Consider the following 15,994-nt stretch of genomic DNA (forward strand, 5'->3'; position numbering starts at 1 on the left):
GCCGACCCCCGCCTCCAGCTCGCCCCGTGCGGCGGAGCGCTGGCGGTGAGCTGGCACAGCCCCGCCCGCACGGCGGTGCAGGTCGCGTGCCCCGGGCCCACGCCCTGGCGCATCTTCGTCGCCATCGCACCCGCGCAGGGCACCTCCGTCGCCGCCCGCGCTGGCGCCCCGTCAGTCAAGCGCGGCGAGGCGATCACCGTCATGGTGCGCGGGCGCGGCTTCACCGTCCAGCAACCGGGCGAGGCGCTGGAAGGCGGCGCCGTCGGCGACTGGATCCTCGTGCGCAGCAACAGGAAGGCCGAGGCCCTGCGCGCGCGGATCGAGCGGCCCGGCCTCGCCGTCATCCCGGCGGGGTGAGCCGCGCCCCCGGACCCGCCTTGCAACGCCCCCCCTTAAACCCGCGCCCACGCTGCCGTTCTCGCCCGCAGAAACCTGATCGAAGGACACCCACGCCATGCCCTCCGTCGAACTGAGCAAATTGCCGAGCGTCGGCGCGGCCCGCGCCCCGACCGCCAGCGAGCGCGCGCAGGTCGAAACGCGCGCCGCTGCGCCCACTGCCGCATCCGGCACGCCGGGGATCAGCCTTGAGGTCGCCGCCGCCAGCGCCACGCCCTCGCCGCCGGTCGATGCCGAGCGCGTCGCGGCGATCCGCGCGGCGCTGCGCGACGGCTCCTACCCGCTGGTGCCGACCCGGATCGCCGACGCGATGATCGCCGCGCAGGTCAGCCTCTCGATCCCCGAGCGGAGCTGAGCACGTGGCCGAGACCCTCGTCCCCGCCCGCCGGCCCGAGCCTGTGCCGAACACCGATCCGCTGGCCGGCAACCTGCGGCAGATGATTGCCGTGCTCGAACGCGAGCGGCAGGCGCTTGCCGCGCTCGATGCCGACAGCCTGGTCTGCGCCGCGCAGGACAAGGAGGCGCTGTGCGATGCGCTCGCCGCGCTGGGCCCGCTGGGTCTGGTCGACGGCGAGACCCGCAGCCTCGCGGAAACCGCGCGCCAATTGAACGACGTCAACCGCCGGGTCCGCAACCTGCTGGCGGCCAATGTCGCCGCGCGGATCGAGGCGCTGGGCGGTGGGCGCCTGATGCCGCGGGCGACCTACGCCGCGATGCGGGGCCCTACCGCCTGAGGCGCCGTCGGGCGCGGCCACGGACGGTCCGCCCCGCACTCCACTTGGCACGGGCCTTGCTGCTTCTCCCGCGACAAGCGCGCCGCACCCCCGCGGCACGCGACACTGGCGGAGGACGCGTGAGCCAGCCCATCCCCTTCCCGAGCCTTCCTGCGGGCTCGATCCGCGCCGGCTTCGATGGCGCCGCGCAGATCCATGCCGCGGCGCGGGCCGAGATCGAGGGCCGCACGATCCCGGCCGATCGCCAGATCACGACCGCAGCCGGAGGCCCGGTCGAGGCGGCGATCGCCCGCGCGGCCGAGCGCACCAGCATCGATTTCAACTTCCTCCTCGCCCAGGCCGAGGTCGAATCCGCGATGAACCCCGCCGCCCGCGCCGCAACCTCGAGCGCGACCGGGCTCTACCAGTTCATCGAGAGCACGTGGCTCGGCACCATGAAGCGCCACGGCCACCGCTTCGGGCTCGGCGATCTGGCCGACCGGATCGACATGACCGCCTCGGGCAACGCCTGGGTCGCCGACCCGGGCCAGCGCGAGGCGATCCTCGCGCTGCGCAACGATCCGCAGGTCGCCTCCTTCATGGCCGCCGGGCTCGCCGAGGACAACCGCGCCTATCTGATGCCGATCCTCGGACGCCAGCCGAGCCATGCCGAGCTCTACCTCGCCCATTTTCTCGGCGCGGGGGGCGCGGGGCGGTTCCTGTCCGAACTGCAAGCCGATCCCTCGCAGAACGCCGCCGCGCTGTTCGCCCGGCCGGCGGCCGCCAACCGGGGCATCTTCTACGGCCCCGACGGCAGCCCGCGCAGCCTGGCACAGGTCATGAGCGTGATCGCCGGCAAGCTCGACCGCGCGCTCGCCCGGGCGAGCGACGGGCAGCAGGTGCGCTTCGTGCGCGCCGATTACCCGCGCACCGGCGGCCCGGCGCCGAGCGCGGGGGTCGCGCAGACGCCTTACCTCATCGCCGACGAGGCGGTGTTCGGCCCCGGCGTCCCGCCGCCGCTCACCCAGCAATCCGTGCCGGGAACGCGCCTGCGCCCCGCCATGTCCGACGTGCTGGGGAACACCTTCGGCAGCGATCCCGCCGCGGTTCCGCGCCAGGTGCGGCGCGCCTATGACCGGCTGAAGGCGCTCGGCCTGTGACCCCGGCCGCTGCTGTCACCCCCGCCGCGCGCCTCGCCCGGTTCGGCACGGTGCCGGCGGCGCTGATGCTGCCGGTCGGCATCTTCGCGCTGCTGGCGCTGATGGTGCTGCCGATCCCGGCGGTGCTGCTCGACATCTTCTTCGTGCTCAACATCGCGATCTCGATCGCGGTGCTGATGGTGGCGCTCAACGCGCGGCGCCCGCTCGATTTCTCGTCCTTCCCTTCCGTGCTGCTGTTCGCGACCCTGCTGCGGCTCGCCCTCAACGTCGCCTCGACCCGCGTGGTGCTGGTCCACGGGCACGAGGGGGGCGCGGCCGCCGGGCACGTGATCGAAAGCTTTGCGGCCTTCCTCGTGGGCGGCAATTTCGTCGTCGGGTTGTTCGTCTTCGCGATCCTGATGATCATCAACATGATCGTCATCACCAAGGGCGCGGGCCGCGTCTCGGAAGTCTCGGCGCGCTTCGTGCTCGACGCGCTGCCGGGCAAGCAGATGGCGATCGATGCCGATATCGCCGCAGGCCTCATCACTGCCGACGAAGCGCGCGAGCGCCGCCGCGAGGTCACCGTCGAGGCCGATTTCTACGGCTCGATGGACGGTGCCAGCAAGTTCGTGAAGGGCGACGCAATGGCGGCGCTGCTGATCCTCGGGGTCAACATCGTCGCCGGTTTCGCCATCGGGATGCTGAGCCACGGCCTCAGCGCAACCGAGGCGGGCGAGGCTTACGTCACGCTCGCGGTGGGCGATGCGCTGGTGGCGCAGGTGCCCGCGCTGCTGCTCTCGATTGCGGCGGCCGCGATCGTCACCCGGGTTTCCGACGCCCGCGACCTTGCCGGGCAGATCGGCGGCCAGTTCGCCGATCCCCGCGGGTGGCTGCCAGTGGCGCTGATCCTCGGCGCGGTGGGGCTGGTGCCCGCCATGCCGCAGGTGATCTTCCTGCCCGCCGCTGCGATTGCGGGCACGATCTGGTGGCGGCTCAAGGCGCGCGCGGCACGGCCTGCACCCGTCCCCGAACCGGTGGAGGAGGTCGCCCCCGATCACATCGCACTCGCCGACGTGGCGGATGCGACGCTGGTGACGCTCGAGCTGGGCTACGGGCTTGTCGGGCTGGTCGAGCCTGCGCAAGGCGCCCCGCTGGTCACCCGCATCACCGGCATCCGCAAGCAATTGTCGCGCGACCTGGGCTTTGTCCTCCCGCAGTTCCGGATCCGGGATTCGCTCGATCTCGCCGCACAGGACTATGCGGTTCTGATGGGCGGGGTGAGCATTGCGCGCGGGAGCGTGCGGCCCGGCAAGCTGCTCGCCATCGACGCGGGCGAGGTGCGCCCCGGGCACGGGCTGACGGGCGAGCCGACCCGCGATCCCTCCTTCGATTGTCCGGCGCTGTGGATCGCCCCGGCCGCGCGCGATCATGCCGTGGCCGAGGGGTTCCTCGTCGTCGACCCGGCCTCCGTCATCGCCACCCACGCCAACCAGGCGCTGCTCGCCGAGGCGCACCAGCTGCTCGGCCCCGACGAGGTGCGCGAATGGGTCGAAGGATTGAAGGCCCGCTCGCCCGCGCTGGTCGAGGCGGTGCATCCCGATCCCCTGCCGCTCGCCGCGCTGACCCGCACCCTGCGCGCGCTGATCGCCGACGGCATCGGCCTTGCCCATCCCCAGCCGCTGTTCACCTCGCTCGCCTTGGCGCTCCAGAAAACGTCGGAGTTCGAGGCGGTTATCGATGCCGTTCGGGCCGACATGGCGGCCCGGCTGGTCGCCCGGATCGCCGCGCCGGGCGAAACCCTCAAGGTGGTGACACTCGACGCAGGGCTCGAGGCGGCGATCCTTGGCGGGATGCACGATCCGGCCACCGGCCAGCCGCTGATCGAGCCTGATTGCGGGAGCATGATCGTGCGCGAGGCGGGGCGGATCGCGGATGCGGAAGGGAGCCCGATCGCGCTGATCGTCCAGCCCCCGGCGCGCCGCGCCCTCGCCGGGCTGCTCAGGACCCGCTGCCCGCGCTGTCTGGTGCTGTCCATCGCCGAGCTGCCGCCGAGCCAGCCGATCGCGGTGGTGGGCGTCATCGGCGCGCCTGACGAGCCCCCGGCATTGACCGCGGAGCTGGCCGCGTGAAGCACGATCACAGCCAATTCGGCGTTGCCTCTCAAGGGTTTGCCGTCCAGCCCTACGCCCCATCGCGGGCCGAGGTCGAGGACCGGGTGCGCCGCTTCCTCCCGCTCGTCCGCCGCACCGCCTGGCACATCAACGGGCGGGGGCGCGAGGGGCTGGAGATCGAGGACCTCGTGCAGGTCGGCATCCTCGCGCTCACCGAATGCGCGCAGCGCCACGCCGGGCCGACCGAGGATGGCTTTGCCGCCTATGCCAAGATCCGGGTGCGCGGGGCGATGCTCGACGAGGTGCGCCGCACCGCGCACGACAGCCGCACCGCGCGCGCCCGCCGCGCCGCCTACGAGCGGGCGCTCGCTTCGCTTCGCGGGTCCCTGGGGCGCGAGCCGAGCCGCGCGGAACTCTCTCAGATCCTTGATATTTCCGATGCCGAACTGCTCGCGATCGAAGCCTCGGGCATCCGCCTCACCCCGATCGAGGACGCCTATGACGAGACCAGCCTCGCCTTCGCCAGCGACGATCCCGACCCCTTCGAGGCGCTGTGCGCGGCCGAGGACCGCGAGCGGCTGATCGCGGCGATGATCCGGCTGCCCGACCGGCTGAAACTGGTGCTCCAGCTGTTCTTCGTCGAGGAGCTGAACCTCACCGAAATCGCTGCCGTGCTGGAGGTCAGCGTGCCGCGGGTCCACCAATTGCGGGCCAAGGCGCTGAAGGATTTGAGGGCGCTGCTCGAGGCCGATTGTTCCACGTGAAACATCCGCGTGACAGGCACCTGGCGGCACCCTGGAGGGGGTCTGGAGGGGGTCTGGCGGGGGTCTGTGGGCGGCGAAGCGGGGTCTGGGGCGGCCCTGGCCCGGTCTGCCGCCGCGAGCCATGGGCACTGCCGAGTGCGGCCCGCGCGGCCCGGGCCCGGCGGGCTGGGCTGGCCTTGCACCGCCGCCCGGTGACACTTCCTGCATCCCCCGACGGCGAGAATCCTACGGACCGCCGCTCGCCTGCGCATGGGACTGGCCCTCCCCGGCGCAGATGCTAGAGCGGTTCGCCGGATGGGGGCGGACCTAAGGGAGCGGGCGATGTTGCGCAGGATCACCGATAACTTCGCTGCGCTGACGCTCGCGGGGGTCGCGCTGGCGTGGCTTGTCCCATCCGCCTTCACCTGGATGACCGACGGCAGCATCCGCTTTGCCGGGCAGCCGCTGCTGAGCCTCGCGCTGGGGGTCATCATGCTGGCGATGGGCCTGACGCTGACCTTCGACGACTATCGCGGGCTTTTGAACATGCCTCGCGCGTTTGTGGCGGGCGTGGCGCTGCAATACACCGTGATGCCGCTGTCGGGCTTTGCCGTGGCAAGGGTGCTGGGGCTGGAGCCGGGGCTGGCGGTGGGCCTCATTCTGGTGGCGTGCTGCCCGGGAGGCACGGCCTCGAACATCGTCACCTATATCGCGCGCGGGCATGTGGCTTTGTCGGTGGCGATGACGATGGCCTCGACGCTCGCCGCGGTGGTGCTGACCCCTCTGCTGACGGGGTGGCTGGCGGGGGCCTATGTCGAGATCGACCGGCTCAACCTGCTGGTGAACATGATCGCGGTGGTGCTGGTGCCGGTGGTGCTGGGCACCCTGCTCAACCGCCTGTTTCCGCGCGCCGCGGAGGCGGTGAACGGCGTGCTGCCGCTGGTCGCGATCGTGCTGGTGGTGCTGATCGTGGGCGGGATCGTCGGCGGCTCCAAGGCGCAGATCATGGAGCACGCGGGCGTGCTGCTGCTGGCGACCTTCCTGCTCCACGCGCTCGGCTTCGGGTTGGGCTATCTGCTGGCGCGCTTTCTGGGGCTGGGCGAGATCGAGGCGCGCACGATCAGCATCGAGGTGGGGATGCAGAATTCGGGCCTCGGGTCAGGCCTCGCCAAGACCCCTGCCTTCGCCGCGCAATTCGCCAATGCGACGCAAGCCGCGCTTGCGCCGGTGCCGGCGGCGATCTCGGCGGTGTGGCACGTGCTGATCGGGAGCCTGCTGGCGGGGATTTGGCGGCGGCGGTAGACAACCCGTGAGTCCCCGCGCAGGCGGGGACCTCTCTCGGCCTTGCGCCAGTTTGCCCGAGATCCCCGCCTGCGCGGGGACTCGCAATGGGGTTAGCCGTACATCCCCCGCTTCGGCCCGAGATAGCCGAACAGATAGGCCCCCACCTTCCGCATCTGGATCTCCTCCGACCCTTCGGTGATCCGGTAGCGTCGGTGGTGGCGGTAGATGTGCTCGAAGGGCTTGTGGCGCGAATAGCCGATGCCGCCGTGGACCTGCATCGCGCGGTCCGCCGCTTCACACACCAGCCGGTTCGCCCAGTAATTGCACATCGAGACCTTGTCGGAGATAGTTTTCTCGATCGCCTCGTGGGGCATATTGTCCATCTCCCACGCAGTCTTGAAGATGAGGAGCCGCAGCATTTCCGCCTGGGTGGCCAGTTCCACCAAGGGGAACTGGATCGCCTGATTGCGCGCCAGCTCCTCACCGAAGGGCTTGCGCTCCCGCGCGTATTTCACGCTTTCATCGATGCAATAGAGCGCCGCGCCGCAGCTGCTCGCCGCCTGCCGGATGCGGTTCTGGTGGACAAAGCTCTGGGCGAGCGCGAGGCCCCTGCCCTCGACGCCGAGGATCGCGCTGTCGGGCACCCAGACATCGCGCACGCTGAGGCGCGGGTGGTCGGTGGGCATGTTGAAGGTCCACAGCCACTCCTCGATTTTGAGGCCCTCGGTGGGGTTGGGAACGAGGAAGCAGGTGATCCCGCTCGCATCCCCCGCCTTGCCCGAAGTGCGCGCGAACATCGCGCAGTGGGTCGCGACGTGCATCCCGGTGATCCACATCTTCTCGCCGTTGATGAGCCAGCCGTCGACGCCGTCATGGGTCTCGCGCACCGCATGGGTCTCCATGTGGGTGGCGTCCGAGCCATGGTCGGGTTCGGTCAGCCCGAAGGCGACGCGCCGCGTGCGTTCGAACCCGCCGGTGATGAATTCCTGCTTCTGCTCTTCCGTCCCCCACTGGTCGAACATGGCGACGAAGGGGAAGTTGCCGACAATGCTGTGCTCGTTCTGCAAGTCATTGTGCAGCCCGAGGCCCATACGCGCAAAATGCTCGCGGATCACCGCCATCCAGAGGTTGCTGCCGTCCTTCCCGCCATAGCGCTTGGGCGCGGAGAAACGCCAATGGCCGGCCTTGTCGGCGCGGCGGGTGGCTTCCTTGAGCAGTTCCTCCCACTCGTGCCGGGGCAGCCCGCCCGCCTCGAAATCCGTGCGCGCATATTCGCGGCGGTGGTCGAAGAAGCGGATATTGTCGTCCTGCTGTTCGAGCGGCTTGATCTCGGCGGCGATGAAGGCGTCGAGTTCATCGAGATAGGCTTGCAGGTCGGCGGGGATGGCGAAGTCCATGCGGCTATTCCTCTCCGGTCCATTTTTTGCGCGCATGAGCCAGCGCGGGGTATTTGGGGCAATCTATTGCGGCCCTATCCAAGGCCTCGCGGCGGAGAACCGACAACCAGCCTCCCTCCAATCTCACCGACCCGTTCAAGAAATTCTCGGCCCATTCGCTCGACCATTCGGCGTGAAAGGTACTCTGGCGCGCGATCATGCCCAACGCATTGCGCGCGACGGCGAGTTGAAACAGATCGTGGCCTGAGAGATGCGGCTTGATGGTGCCCAACCATTCAGAAATCGCGACGGCCAGTTCCCCGAATGTCGCTTCGCCAACCGGCAAAGCGAGCAAGTCGGGTTCGTGCACCTGACGCGCTCGCTCCGCCGTCGGCGCATCCTCCTCAAGCAGCAGAAGCAGGTCGAGCTCCTGCTCGCTCGTCCGCCGCGAGATCACCACGCGTTCGAGCATCCGGTCCGCGCCCCAGCGCCATTGCGCCGCCATCTTTAGGCAGCCGAGCGCCCACCAGACGGTGCGGTAGATGGTCCAGAAGCGGAAGCGCGCCGGGTCGATGGTCACCCCCGCCTCGGCCTCATAAGCGGCGAGATAGTCCTCGATACTCCCCAACCCCAGCGCGGGCCGGTGGTAGCGGGCGAAGCGCCACACGGCCATGCAGCCGAAGGCGAGGTCTTCGTGGCGATCGCCGAAATGGGCGAGTTCCCAGTCGAGCACGCCGGTCAGTGTGGAGCCTTCGACCAGCAGATTGCCCATCCGGTAATCGCCGTGGTTGAGGACGGGCTCGACTTGCTCAGGGCAATGGTCCTCCAGCCACTTGAGGCCCAGCGCGATGATCGGGCGATCCCCGCCCGCGTCCATGAACTGCTGCTTGAGGTCGGCGATGGCTGCGCGGTAATCCATCACCGGCATGCCCCCGGGCACATCGCCCTGCCGCAAACGATGGATGCGCGCCAGATCGCGAGCGATGCCGCGCAGCAGCGTGCCCGGATCGTCACATTGCAAAATGACCTTGGGATCGGCCGTTCCCGGCAGCGCGCGCATCACAAAGCCGCTGCCGAGCCCGTCGCCCTCTTCCAGCACCGCGACCACCTCCGGCGCGGTGACGCCCTTCGCGCGCGCGGCCTCGATCAGCGCAGCCTCGACTGCATGCCCGTAAGGCCGCCCCTCCATGAAGGCGAGGCTCGGCGCGCGGCGCAGCACGAACTGCTCCCCCTCCCCCCGGGGAGGGGGCTGGGGGGTGGGGGCTCCACCGCCTGCGGAAAAGCGCCAGCTCTCCATCACCGCCCCGCCGGTCAGGCGCTGCGGCTCCGACGACAAAGCGCCGAGCCCAGCGCGGGCACACACCCGCGCCAGCCCGGCGCTCAATTCATCAACCGTCATTGCCACAAATCAGGCGGTGACGGCGTCCTTCTTCACGGTGATCACCTGCGAATAGGTGAACTCCTTGAGGCCTTCCTTGCCATATTCGGCGCCGAAGCCCGACTGCTTGTGCCCGCCGAAGGGCGCAAACGGCGAGAGGTGAAGGAATTCGTTGATCCACACCGTGCCAGTTTCGAGCTGCTCGGCGATTGCCACGCCCTTCTCGGGATTGCCGGTCCACACGGCCCCCGCAAGCCCGTATTCGGAGTTGTTGGCGCGGGCGATGACTTCTTCCTCCGAGGAGAACTTCATCAGCGGCATGACCGGGCCGAACTGTTCCTCGGCGACGATGCGCGCATCTTCGGGCGGGTTGTCGAGGATGGTCAGCGGCACGAAGTAGCCGGTGCCGCTCGGGTCGACATTCCCGCCGAGCAGGAACTTGTAGCCGTTCGCCTTCGCGTCCTCGATCAGCTCCAGCACGCGCTCATACTGCTTCTTGTTCTGGATCGGGCCGACCCCTGTGCCCTGCTCGCTGCCGTCACCGACCTTCACGGTCTTGGCGTATTCGACGATCGCCGCGGATAGCTCGTCATAGATGTCCTCGTGGATATAGACGCGCTTGGCCGCGACGCAGATCTGCCCGGCATTCGAGAAGCTCGACCAGAACAGCTGTTCGGCGACCTTCTTGGGATCGGCATCGGGGAGCACGATCGAAGCGTCGTTGCCCCCAAGCTCCAGCGTGATGCGCTTGAGGTCGGCGCTCGCGCCTTCCATGATCTTCTTGCCCGTCGCGGTCGAGCCGGTGAAGGTGATCTTGTCGATATCCGGGTGGCTGGTCATCAGCGGGCCCAAATCGTCCTCGCCGGTGATGATGTTGACGACCCCGGGGGGCACCAGCGGGGCGATCAGCTCGGCGATCCTGAGCGTGGTCAGCGGGGTGAAGGGCGAGGGCTTCAGAACGATGGTGCAGCCCGAGAGCATCGCGGGCGCGATCTTCTGCATCGCCATCATCACCGGGAAGTTCCACGGCACGATCCCCGCGACCACGCCCACCGGCACGCGGCGGGTGCGGCTGAGGCGCTTGTCCGAATCCTCGGTGATCTCGTCGTCGAGGCTCAAGGTCGATTGCGCGGCGCTCATCGCGGCGGCGCCGTAGATCTCGCCGCGTGCCTGATCGTGGGGCTTGCCCTGCTCGCTCGTCAGCAGGCGGTAAAGCTCGTCGGCATTGGCCTTGATCGCGCCCGCAATCGCCTGGATCGCGGCGCGGCGTTCCTCGATGGGCGTGTTCTTCCACGTCTTGAAGGCGGCGCGCGCGGCGGCGACCGCCTTGTCGAGCTCCGGTTTGCCGCAGGCCGGCACCTGGCCGATCACCTGCTCGTTGGCGGGGTTCACCACGTCGAGCCAGCGGTCGGCCCCGACCATCTCGCCGCCGATGAGGTTCTTGTACTGCGTGACCATGGGTGTGTCCTCTCTCTCGTCCGATGGGGAGTCGTCCCTCTCGGCCCAAGGTTGGCGCGTTGCATCCGAAAACGCAATCGGGTTGCTGCAATGGTCCGGGGCGCGCCGCGCCGCGCCCGCGACCTGACGATTGCGCTTGCCGCAGGGCGGCCTATGGAGACGGCACAAGACAACGAGAGGAGCCGCCCGCATGACCGATCCCCGCCCCGATTATCTCATCTACGGCAGCCCACTCTCGCCCTTCACGCGCAAGGTCATGGGCGTCTGCATCGCCAAGGGCGTCCCCTACGATATCGAGGGCGTGAACATCTTCGATCCTCCCGCCTGGTTCCGCGACATCTCCCCGCTGAAGCGCATCCCGGTGCTGCGCGACCGATCGGTGGGGGTAGAAGGCAGGGCGGGCACCATCGTCGACAGCTCGGCGATCTGCGCGGCGATCGAGAAGAAGCACCCCGCGCCCGCCCTCTACCCGGATGACCCGATGGCGCTCGGCGAGGCGCTGTTCATCGAGGAATATGCCGACACCTCGCTTGCCGTCGCGGGCGGGGTGGGCATCTTCCGGGCGATCTTCGTCCCGCTCGGCAAGGGCGAGGCGCCGGGGATCGACAAGGCGCGCGAGGCCTGGGCGAACCAGGTCCCGCCGGTGCTCGACGTGCTCGAGACGCGGCTCGGCGGGAGGGCCTTCTTCGCGGGCGATGCCCTGTCGATCGCCGACATCTCGGTCGCCTGCGTGCTGATGCAGATGATGTTCGCCGCGACGATTTCGCTCGACCGCTGGCCGGGCCTTGCCGCGCATATCGCTGCGATGCAGGCGCTGCCGCTGATCGCCGAGCCCTTCGCCGCCGCCGAGCGGATCGCGCGCAAGGCCTTGCCGCAGCCCTTCGACCTGACCTAAGCCCCTCATCCCCAAGACACAGGACATATCGGCGCATGGCCAGCGAATGGTGCATCGGGATCATCGGCGGATCGGGCCTCTACGCCATCGACGGGCTCGAGGACGCGCAGTGGATCGCGGTTCAGACGCCGTGGGGCGATCCTTCGGACGAGATCCTGTTCGGGACCCTCGCCGGGGTGAAGGTCCGCTTCCTCCCCCGCCACGGGCGCGGGCACCCGGTGAGCCCGTCCGAGCTCAACGCGCGCGCCAACATCGACGCGCTGAAGCGCGCGGGCTGCACCGATATTCTCGCGATCAGCGCGGTGGGCTCCTTGCGCGAGGAGCTCGAGCCCGGGCGCTTTGCCGTGGTCGAACAGTTCATCGACCGCACCGTGGCGCGGCCCAGCACCTTCTTCGGCAGCGGCTTCGTCACCCACGTCTCGATGGCCGATCCGGTCTGCCCGCGCCTGTCCGACATGGCCGCCCACGCCATCCACGCCGCAGGCGGCAAGGTCGCGGTCGGGGCGACCTATCTCGCGATGGAAGGCCCGCAGTTCTCGACCCGCGCGGAAAGCCGGATGTACCGCCAATGGGGCGCCGACGTGATCGGGATGACCGCCATGCCCGAGGCCAAGCTCGCCCGCGAGGCGGAGTTGCCCTATGCGCTGGTCGGGATGATCACCGACTATGATTGCTGGCGGGAAGGCGAGGCGGTCGACGTCGCGCAGGTGGTCGGCCAGATGCAGGCCAACGGCGCGCTCGCCCGGGCGATGGTGAAGACCCTTGTCGCGAGCCTGCCCGAGGCGCGCGAGCCGTCGCCCATCGACTTCGCGCTCGACGATGCGGTCATCACCGCCCCTTCCGAGCACGATCCGGAACTGATGGCGAAGCTCGACGCGGTCGCCCGGCGGCTGTTCGCCTGAGCGCGGGCGCGACCAGCCCTCAGCCGAACAGGTAGAGCCGCGTGTCCGGGTTCTCCCGGCGCCACATCACGTTGTCCAGCAGGTAGTGGTGGATGTTGATGAAGATCCAGAACACGAACAGGAACAGCGCCCCGGCGATCGCCTGCCGGTCATAGGGGACCAGCCCCTCGGCGAGGATCGGGATGCCCCAGAAACCGAGATAGCCCAGCACCGCGCCCGTCAGCACGAACGCCGCCATGTGCCCGGCCGGGTTGGCGCCGAACACGGCGCGCACCAGCGAGCCCTTGCGGTAATCGTCCGAGGCGAGCTGCGCGCGCTCGTAATTGAGCTGGTAGCGCCACACCACGGTCAGATATTGCAGCGAATGGAGCGCCGGGACCACCAGCCCCCACAGCGGGTTGATCGTCACGAACAGCAGCCACAGGTAAAGGCTCACCCCGTAGGCGACGACGCCGTTGACCGGCAGCGTGCCCTTGGCCTTCCAGTGCATCGCCAGGACCCAGAGGCTCGCTGCGGTGGTGGCGATGGCGGCGATGACGGTGAGGACATAGAGCGGCTGCGGCAGGGCGAAGCTGTAATAGGCAAGGCCCCACAGGTCCTCCTTGTTGACCGCGATGTTGAGCCCCACCCACCCGGCGAGCCACACGGCGTAGCAGTTCGCGACCAGCACTTTCTTGGTCCGCTCGTCGAGGAAGCGCCGCTTGAGCGCCGCGTCGACCATCAGCATCCCGTAGCCCTGCTTGGCGTAGTGCCAGCCGACCGCGAGGCCCATGATATTGGCGCCATAACCGAGCAGCCGCGTGTCCGCCGCCAGCGCGCCCCAGGCGAGGAACGCCGCGAGCAGCGCCGGGCCGATCAGCCCCGCAAAGAGGTAACGCGCCTGCATCTCGCGCCCCAGCGTGCCGCCGAAGGCCTTGCCCGCGAAGCCGCGATAGAAAATCTGGTAACTGTGCGCGAAGTGCGGGTGATTGACGAGGTTCGCGAGCAGCAGCATCGCGGTTGCGATCGGTGCCCCGAAGCGCGCCTCGGGCAGGAGGTAGAGGAACGGCAGCAGCAGCAGCGACGAGCCGCCCAGACACAGGAAATCGGTGACCGGGCCGAACAGGTAGCCCGGCTGGCGCGTCGGGGCCGGAGCGGGCGCCGTCGTGGCCGCCGCCGCCGGACGGGCAAGCAGGTCGCCGATTGCCGTGGCTTGCGTGTCCATTGCCTCACCCTTCCGCTGGCGGCGCGCTCATGGGGCCGCGAGCGAGGCTTAGCCGATCATCCTTAACAATCGGTTCGGACCTTTGCCGACAGGCTGCGCTGCACGCGCAGATGCTTCCGGTCGGGATCGAACCGTGGTAGCCTTCGCTCCGGGGATGGCTCGGCCAGTGGGGGGACTTCGGATGAAATTTGGCAGAACGGGCCGCGCTGCGGCCTATGCGGCGGTGGCAGTGATGGTCGCGGCACCGGTCGCGGCGCGCAAGGCGGATTCGCTGCGCGACCTCAACGGCGAGACCGCCGCGCGCGCGCGGATCGAGCTGCAACGCCGGGGCTTCACGCTCGCCCGCGGGGACCGCAACGATTTCGCCGGGACCGACTACTGGTGGCATCGGGGCGACAAGGATTGCGTCGCCGTGCAGGTGATCCGCAGCCGGGTCTCGGACATCAGGGACGCGCGCGCCAGCGATTGCGGCGAGAAGGGCGGCGGCAGCGATGCGGCGTTGATCGCCGGCGCGATCGGGGCGGTGGCGATCGGCGCGCTGCTGCTCTCGCGCAAGGACAAGGACAAGCACCGCGAGCAATACCAGCAGGACTGGCAGGACGTCGAGGCGACCGGCACCCAGTCGGGCCGGGTGCGCATCTTCCGCCAGCCCGACAAGGATGCGCGGGTGGCCGGCGAAGTGCGCGAGGGCGAGCGGCTTCGCAACTACGGCTGCGAGAACACCAAGGGCGAAAGCTGGTGCGAGGTGACGACCATCGACCGGCGCATCAGCGGCTGGGCACGCGACCGCTACCTGCGCCCGGTCGGCGGGCAGGGCGGATCGGGGAGCGGCGGCTGGGGCGGATCGGGCGGCGGGTCCTATCCGGTTGGCTTCTCCGACCTCGTCGGCGAACGCACCGCAAACGCCGAAAGCACGTTGCGCCAGCGCGGCTTCCGCGATGTCGACCGGTTTGGCTCGGGGCGGACGGACTACACGATCTGGTATCGCAACGAATCCACCCAGTGCATCCAGATGGCAGCGACGAACGGCCGGGTCGAGGACGTGGTCGACATCCGCGCTCACCCCTCCTGCCGGTAGGGCGCGCCGGGCGCCGCCGCGCTCGCCTCAGATGGTGCTGATAGTGCCGCCGTCGATCACGAACGCGGCTACGTGGCTCGCCACTGGGTGGCCTGAGACGAGGCCGGTTACCTCGTGCGGCTCGGCCGCGCGGACATGAGCGGCATGACCGCCTTGCTCGAGGCATAGAGCGGTTTCCGACCAACCTGACCCGTGACGCGGAGCTGCCCTTGGGCCCTTGCCGACATGGTCACCGACGACGACTGCCGGTGGGAAAGCAAAGCCGCCGATGCCGCGCAGGAGGTCGGCCCGATGCAAGCCAAAGGCGCGCTTGCCCGCGCAATGGTCAGGAACTTCGACGCCGCCTTTCCGGCGACGCGCGAGCCCTCGCCCATCGTTCACGCGCTGGAGGATGCCGTTATCCCCACGCCTTCCGAGCATGATCCGGAACTGATGGCGATGCTCGGCGCGGCGACCTCGTTGTGATACCGTTGGGATCGCTCACCTCACTCCACGGGTAGGGACGCACCACGAGGAGATAATGACCAGACCGCCCCGCACTCTGCTGAAAATTGGCTGTGCTGCGGCGGCTTCTATCGCGAGCGTCCCGCACGCGCAGGTGGCGGATGTCCTGCCAAATCAGGTCACCATCCCGGATCGGCTCGACGAGATCGTCGTCTCCCGGCGCACGGGAGCCCCACCTGCCAGGCTGGACGCGATCGGCTACTTGCAGCGCTACTGCTTCGATGCCAACCGTCTCGCCGGGCGCTCCGCCCCGCCCGAGGATGATCCGGTCTGGGAGCCGCTCGACGAGGAGACGCGGGCACGTTTCGGCATCGCCGATGCAAGCGTACCCGCGTTCGGACTGGTGGACGAGGACCGCAGGCACACGCTTGCGATCAAGTTCGATACCCGCGCGTCGCGCGAAGGTCTGCGCGAGAACCGCTGCACCCTTGCGGTGATCGGCGGCGAGGATCATGCCCGACTGCCGGACCGGATCTCCGCGATGTTCCGCGGCCGCGGGACACAACGGCATGTCGGCCAGCGCGAGGGTTTCGAAAGGACCGAGGGTTGGCGGCAATGGTTATGGACCGCGATGCCGAACCGCCGGTCACGAAACTGGCAGTCGATCAACGGAGCGACTCGGGGCAGGGTTTCGGACACCTGGCTGGTGGTGACCGACGAAGCCTTCTACGACATGCACGATTACGTCGTTACCGACCTGAAGACACGCGACGGCGAAAACGAGAGCCTTAGCATCATCACCTTCGTCTACATGACGCGGGAAACGCGCAAGCCGGGGCGGTAAGCAGCGCCCGCAACGATCAGAGGCCT

At 69.1% G+C, this 15,994-nt stretch carries 16 protein-coding genes; 12 read left to right on the top strand and 4 right to left on the bottom strand.

Translation table 11 applies throughout. The features are described 5' to 3' along the window. The 7 genes from OPU67_RS12440 to OPU67_RS12470 form a co-directional block, all read left to right on the top strand. On the top strand, positions 1 to 357 hold a 357-nt coding region (locus OPU67_RS12440), incomplete at its 5' end, for a flagella basal body P-ring formation protein FlgA (protein ID WP_267620046.1). A 97-nt stretch (positions 358 to 454) separates the two neighbouring features. Then, a complete protein-coding gene (gene flgM / locus OPU67_RS12445; protein WP_267620048.1) occupies positions 455 to 751 on the top strand; it encodes a flagellar biosynthesis anti-sigma factor FlgM in 297 nt (98 codons plus the stop codon). 4 nt (positions 752 to 755) lie between these two features. Next, complete coding sequence (locus OPU67_RS12450; protein WP_267620050.1) at positions 756 to 1,130, top strand: flagellar protein FlgN; 375 nt, start codon at positions 756 to 758, stop codon at positions 1,128 to 1,130. Between the two features lie 119 nt (positions 1,131 to 1,249). Beyond that, positions 1,250 to 2,269 (top strand): transglycosylase SLT domain-containing protein, encoded by a 1,020-nt coding sequence (locus OPU67_RS12455; RefSeq protein WP_267620051.1) that lies wholly within the window; start codon positions 1,250 to 1,252, stop codon positions 2,267 to 2,269. Between the two features lie 65 nt (positions 2,270 to 2,334). Next, positions 2,335 to 4,380 carry a flagellar biosynthesis protein FlhA gene (locus tag OPU67_RS12460; RefSeq protein WP_267620135.1) on the top strand — a complete coding sequence of 682 codons (2,046 nt, stop codon included), beginning with the start codon at positions 2,335 to 2,337 and terminating at the stop codon, positions 4,378 to 4,380. Then, the gene (locus OPU67_RS12465; RefSeq protein WP_267620052.1) at positions 4,377 to 5,126 is read left to right on the top strand and encodes a sigma-70 family RNA polymerase sigma factor; all 750 of its coding nucleotides are present in this window, start codon (positions 4,377 to 4,379) and stop codon (positions 5,124 to 5,126) included. Before OPU67_RS12460 ends, OPU67_RS12465 begins: the two co-directional genes overlap by 4 nt. A 321-nt stretch (positions 5,127 to 5,447) precedes the next feature. Continuing rightward, positions 5,448 to 6,407, top strand: a complete 960-nt coding sequence (locus OPU67_RS12470) for a bile acid:sodium symporter family protein (protein WP_267620053.1) — start codon at positions 5,448 to 5,450, stop codon at positions 6,405 to 6,407. 92 nt (positions 6,408 to 6,499) lie between these two features. Here the strand turns inward: OPU67_RS12470 and OPU67_RS12475 are convergent, their stop codons facing one another. The 3 genes from OPU67_RS12475 to OPU67_RS12485 all read right to left on the bottom strand — a co-directional run bounded on the left by OPU67_RS12475 (position 6,500) and on the right by OPU67_RS12485 (position 10,601). Further along, a complete protein-coding gene (locus OPU67_RS12475) occupies positions 6,500 to 7,786 on the bottom strand; it encodes an acyl-CoA dehydrogenase family protein (protein ID WP_267620055.1) in 1,287 nt (428 codons plus the stop codon). Between the two features lie 4 nt (positions 7,787 to 7,790). Then, complete coding sequence (locus OPU67_RS12480) at positions 7,791 to 8,984, bottom strand: phosphotransferase family protein (protein ID WP_324255368.1); 1,194 nt, start codon at positions 8,982 to 8,984, stop codon at positions 7,791 to 7,793. 189 nt (positions 8,985 to 9,173) lie between these two features. Beyond that, positions 9,174 to 10,601: an aldehyde dehydrogenase family protein gene (locus OPU67_RS12485; protein ID WP_267620059.1), complete on the bottom strand. Its 1,428-nt coding sequence runs from the start codon at positions 10,599 to 10,601 to the stop codon at positions 9,174 to 9,176. 190 nt (positions 10,602 to 10,791) lie between these two features. On the opposite strand from OPU67_RS12485, the gene OPU67_RS12490 reads away from it, so the two are divergent. Beyond that, on the top strand, positions 10,792 to 11,496 hold the full coding sequence (locus tag OPU67_RS12490) for a glutathione S-transferase family protein (protein ID WP_267620061.1): 705 nt from the start codon (positions 10,792 to 10,794) through the stop codon (positions 11,494 to 11,496). Positions 11,497 to 11,531: 35 nt separating this feature from the next. Next, positions 11,532 to 12,398 carry an S-methyl-5'-thioadenosine phosphorylase gene (gene mtnP / locus OPU67_RS12495; protein WP_267620062.1) on the top strand — a complete coding sequence of 289 codons (867 nt, stop codon included), beginning with the start codon at positions 11,532 to 11,534 and terminating at the stop codon, positions 12,396 to 12,398. Between the two features lie 19 nt (positions 12,399 to 12,417). Here mtnP and OPU67_RS12500 read toward each other — a convergent pair whose 3' ends face one another. After that, positions 12,418 to 13,602, bottom strand: a complete 1,185-nt coding sequence (locus OPU67_RS12500) for a hypothetical protein (protein WP_267620065.1) — start codon at positions 13,600 to 13,602, stop codon at positions 12,418 to 12,420. Between the two features lie 181 nt (positions 13,603 to 13,783). Between OPU67_RS12500 and OPU67_RS12505 the strand changes: the two genes are divergently transcribed. The 3 genes from OPU67_RS12505 to OPU67_RS12515 all read left to right on the top strand — a co-directional run bounded on the left by OPU67_RS12505 (position 13,784) and on the right by OPU67_RS12515 (position 15,968). Next, entirely contained in the window at positions 13,784 to 14,680 is an 897-nt protein-coding gene (locus tag OPU67_RS12505; protein ID WP_267620067.1) for an SH3 domain-containing protein, read from the top strand. Positions 14,681 to 14,872: 192 nt separating this feature from the next. Continuing rightward, positions 14,873 to 15,145 (top strand): hypothetical protein, encoded by a 273-nt coding sequence (locus tag OPU67_RS12510; protein WP_267620069.1) that lies wholly within the window; start codon positions 14,873 to 14,875, stop codon positions 15,143 to 15,145. Between the two features lie 55 nt (positions 15,146 to 15,200). Then, positions 15,201 to 15,968, top strand: coding sequence for a hypothetical protein (locus OPU67_RS12515; protein WP_267620071.1), 768 nt, complete (start codon positions 15,201 to 15,203; stop codon positions 15,966 to 15,968). The last annotated feature ends 26 nt before the right edge of the window (positions 15,969 to 15,994 follow it).

Origin of the sequence: Erythrobacter sp. WG (assembly GCF_026586795.1) — a bacterium.
GTDB lineage: Bacteria > Pseudomonadota > Alphaproteobacteria > Sphingomonadales > Sphingomonadaceae > Erythrobacter.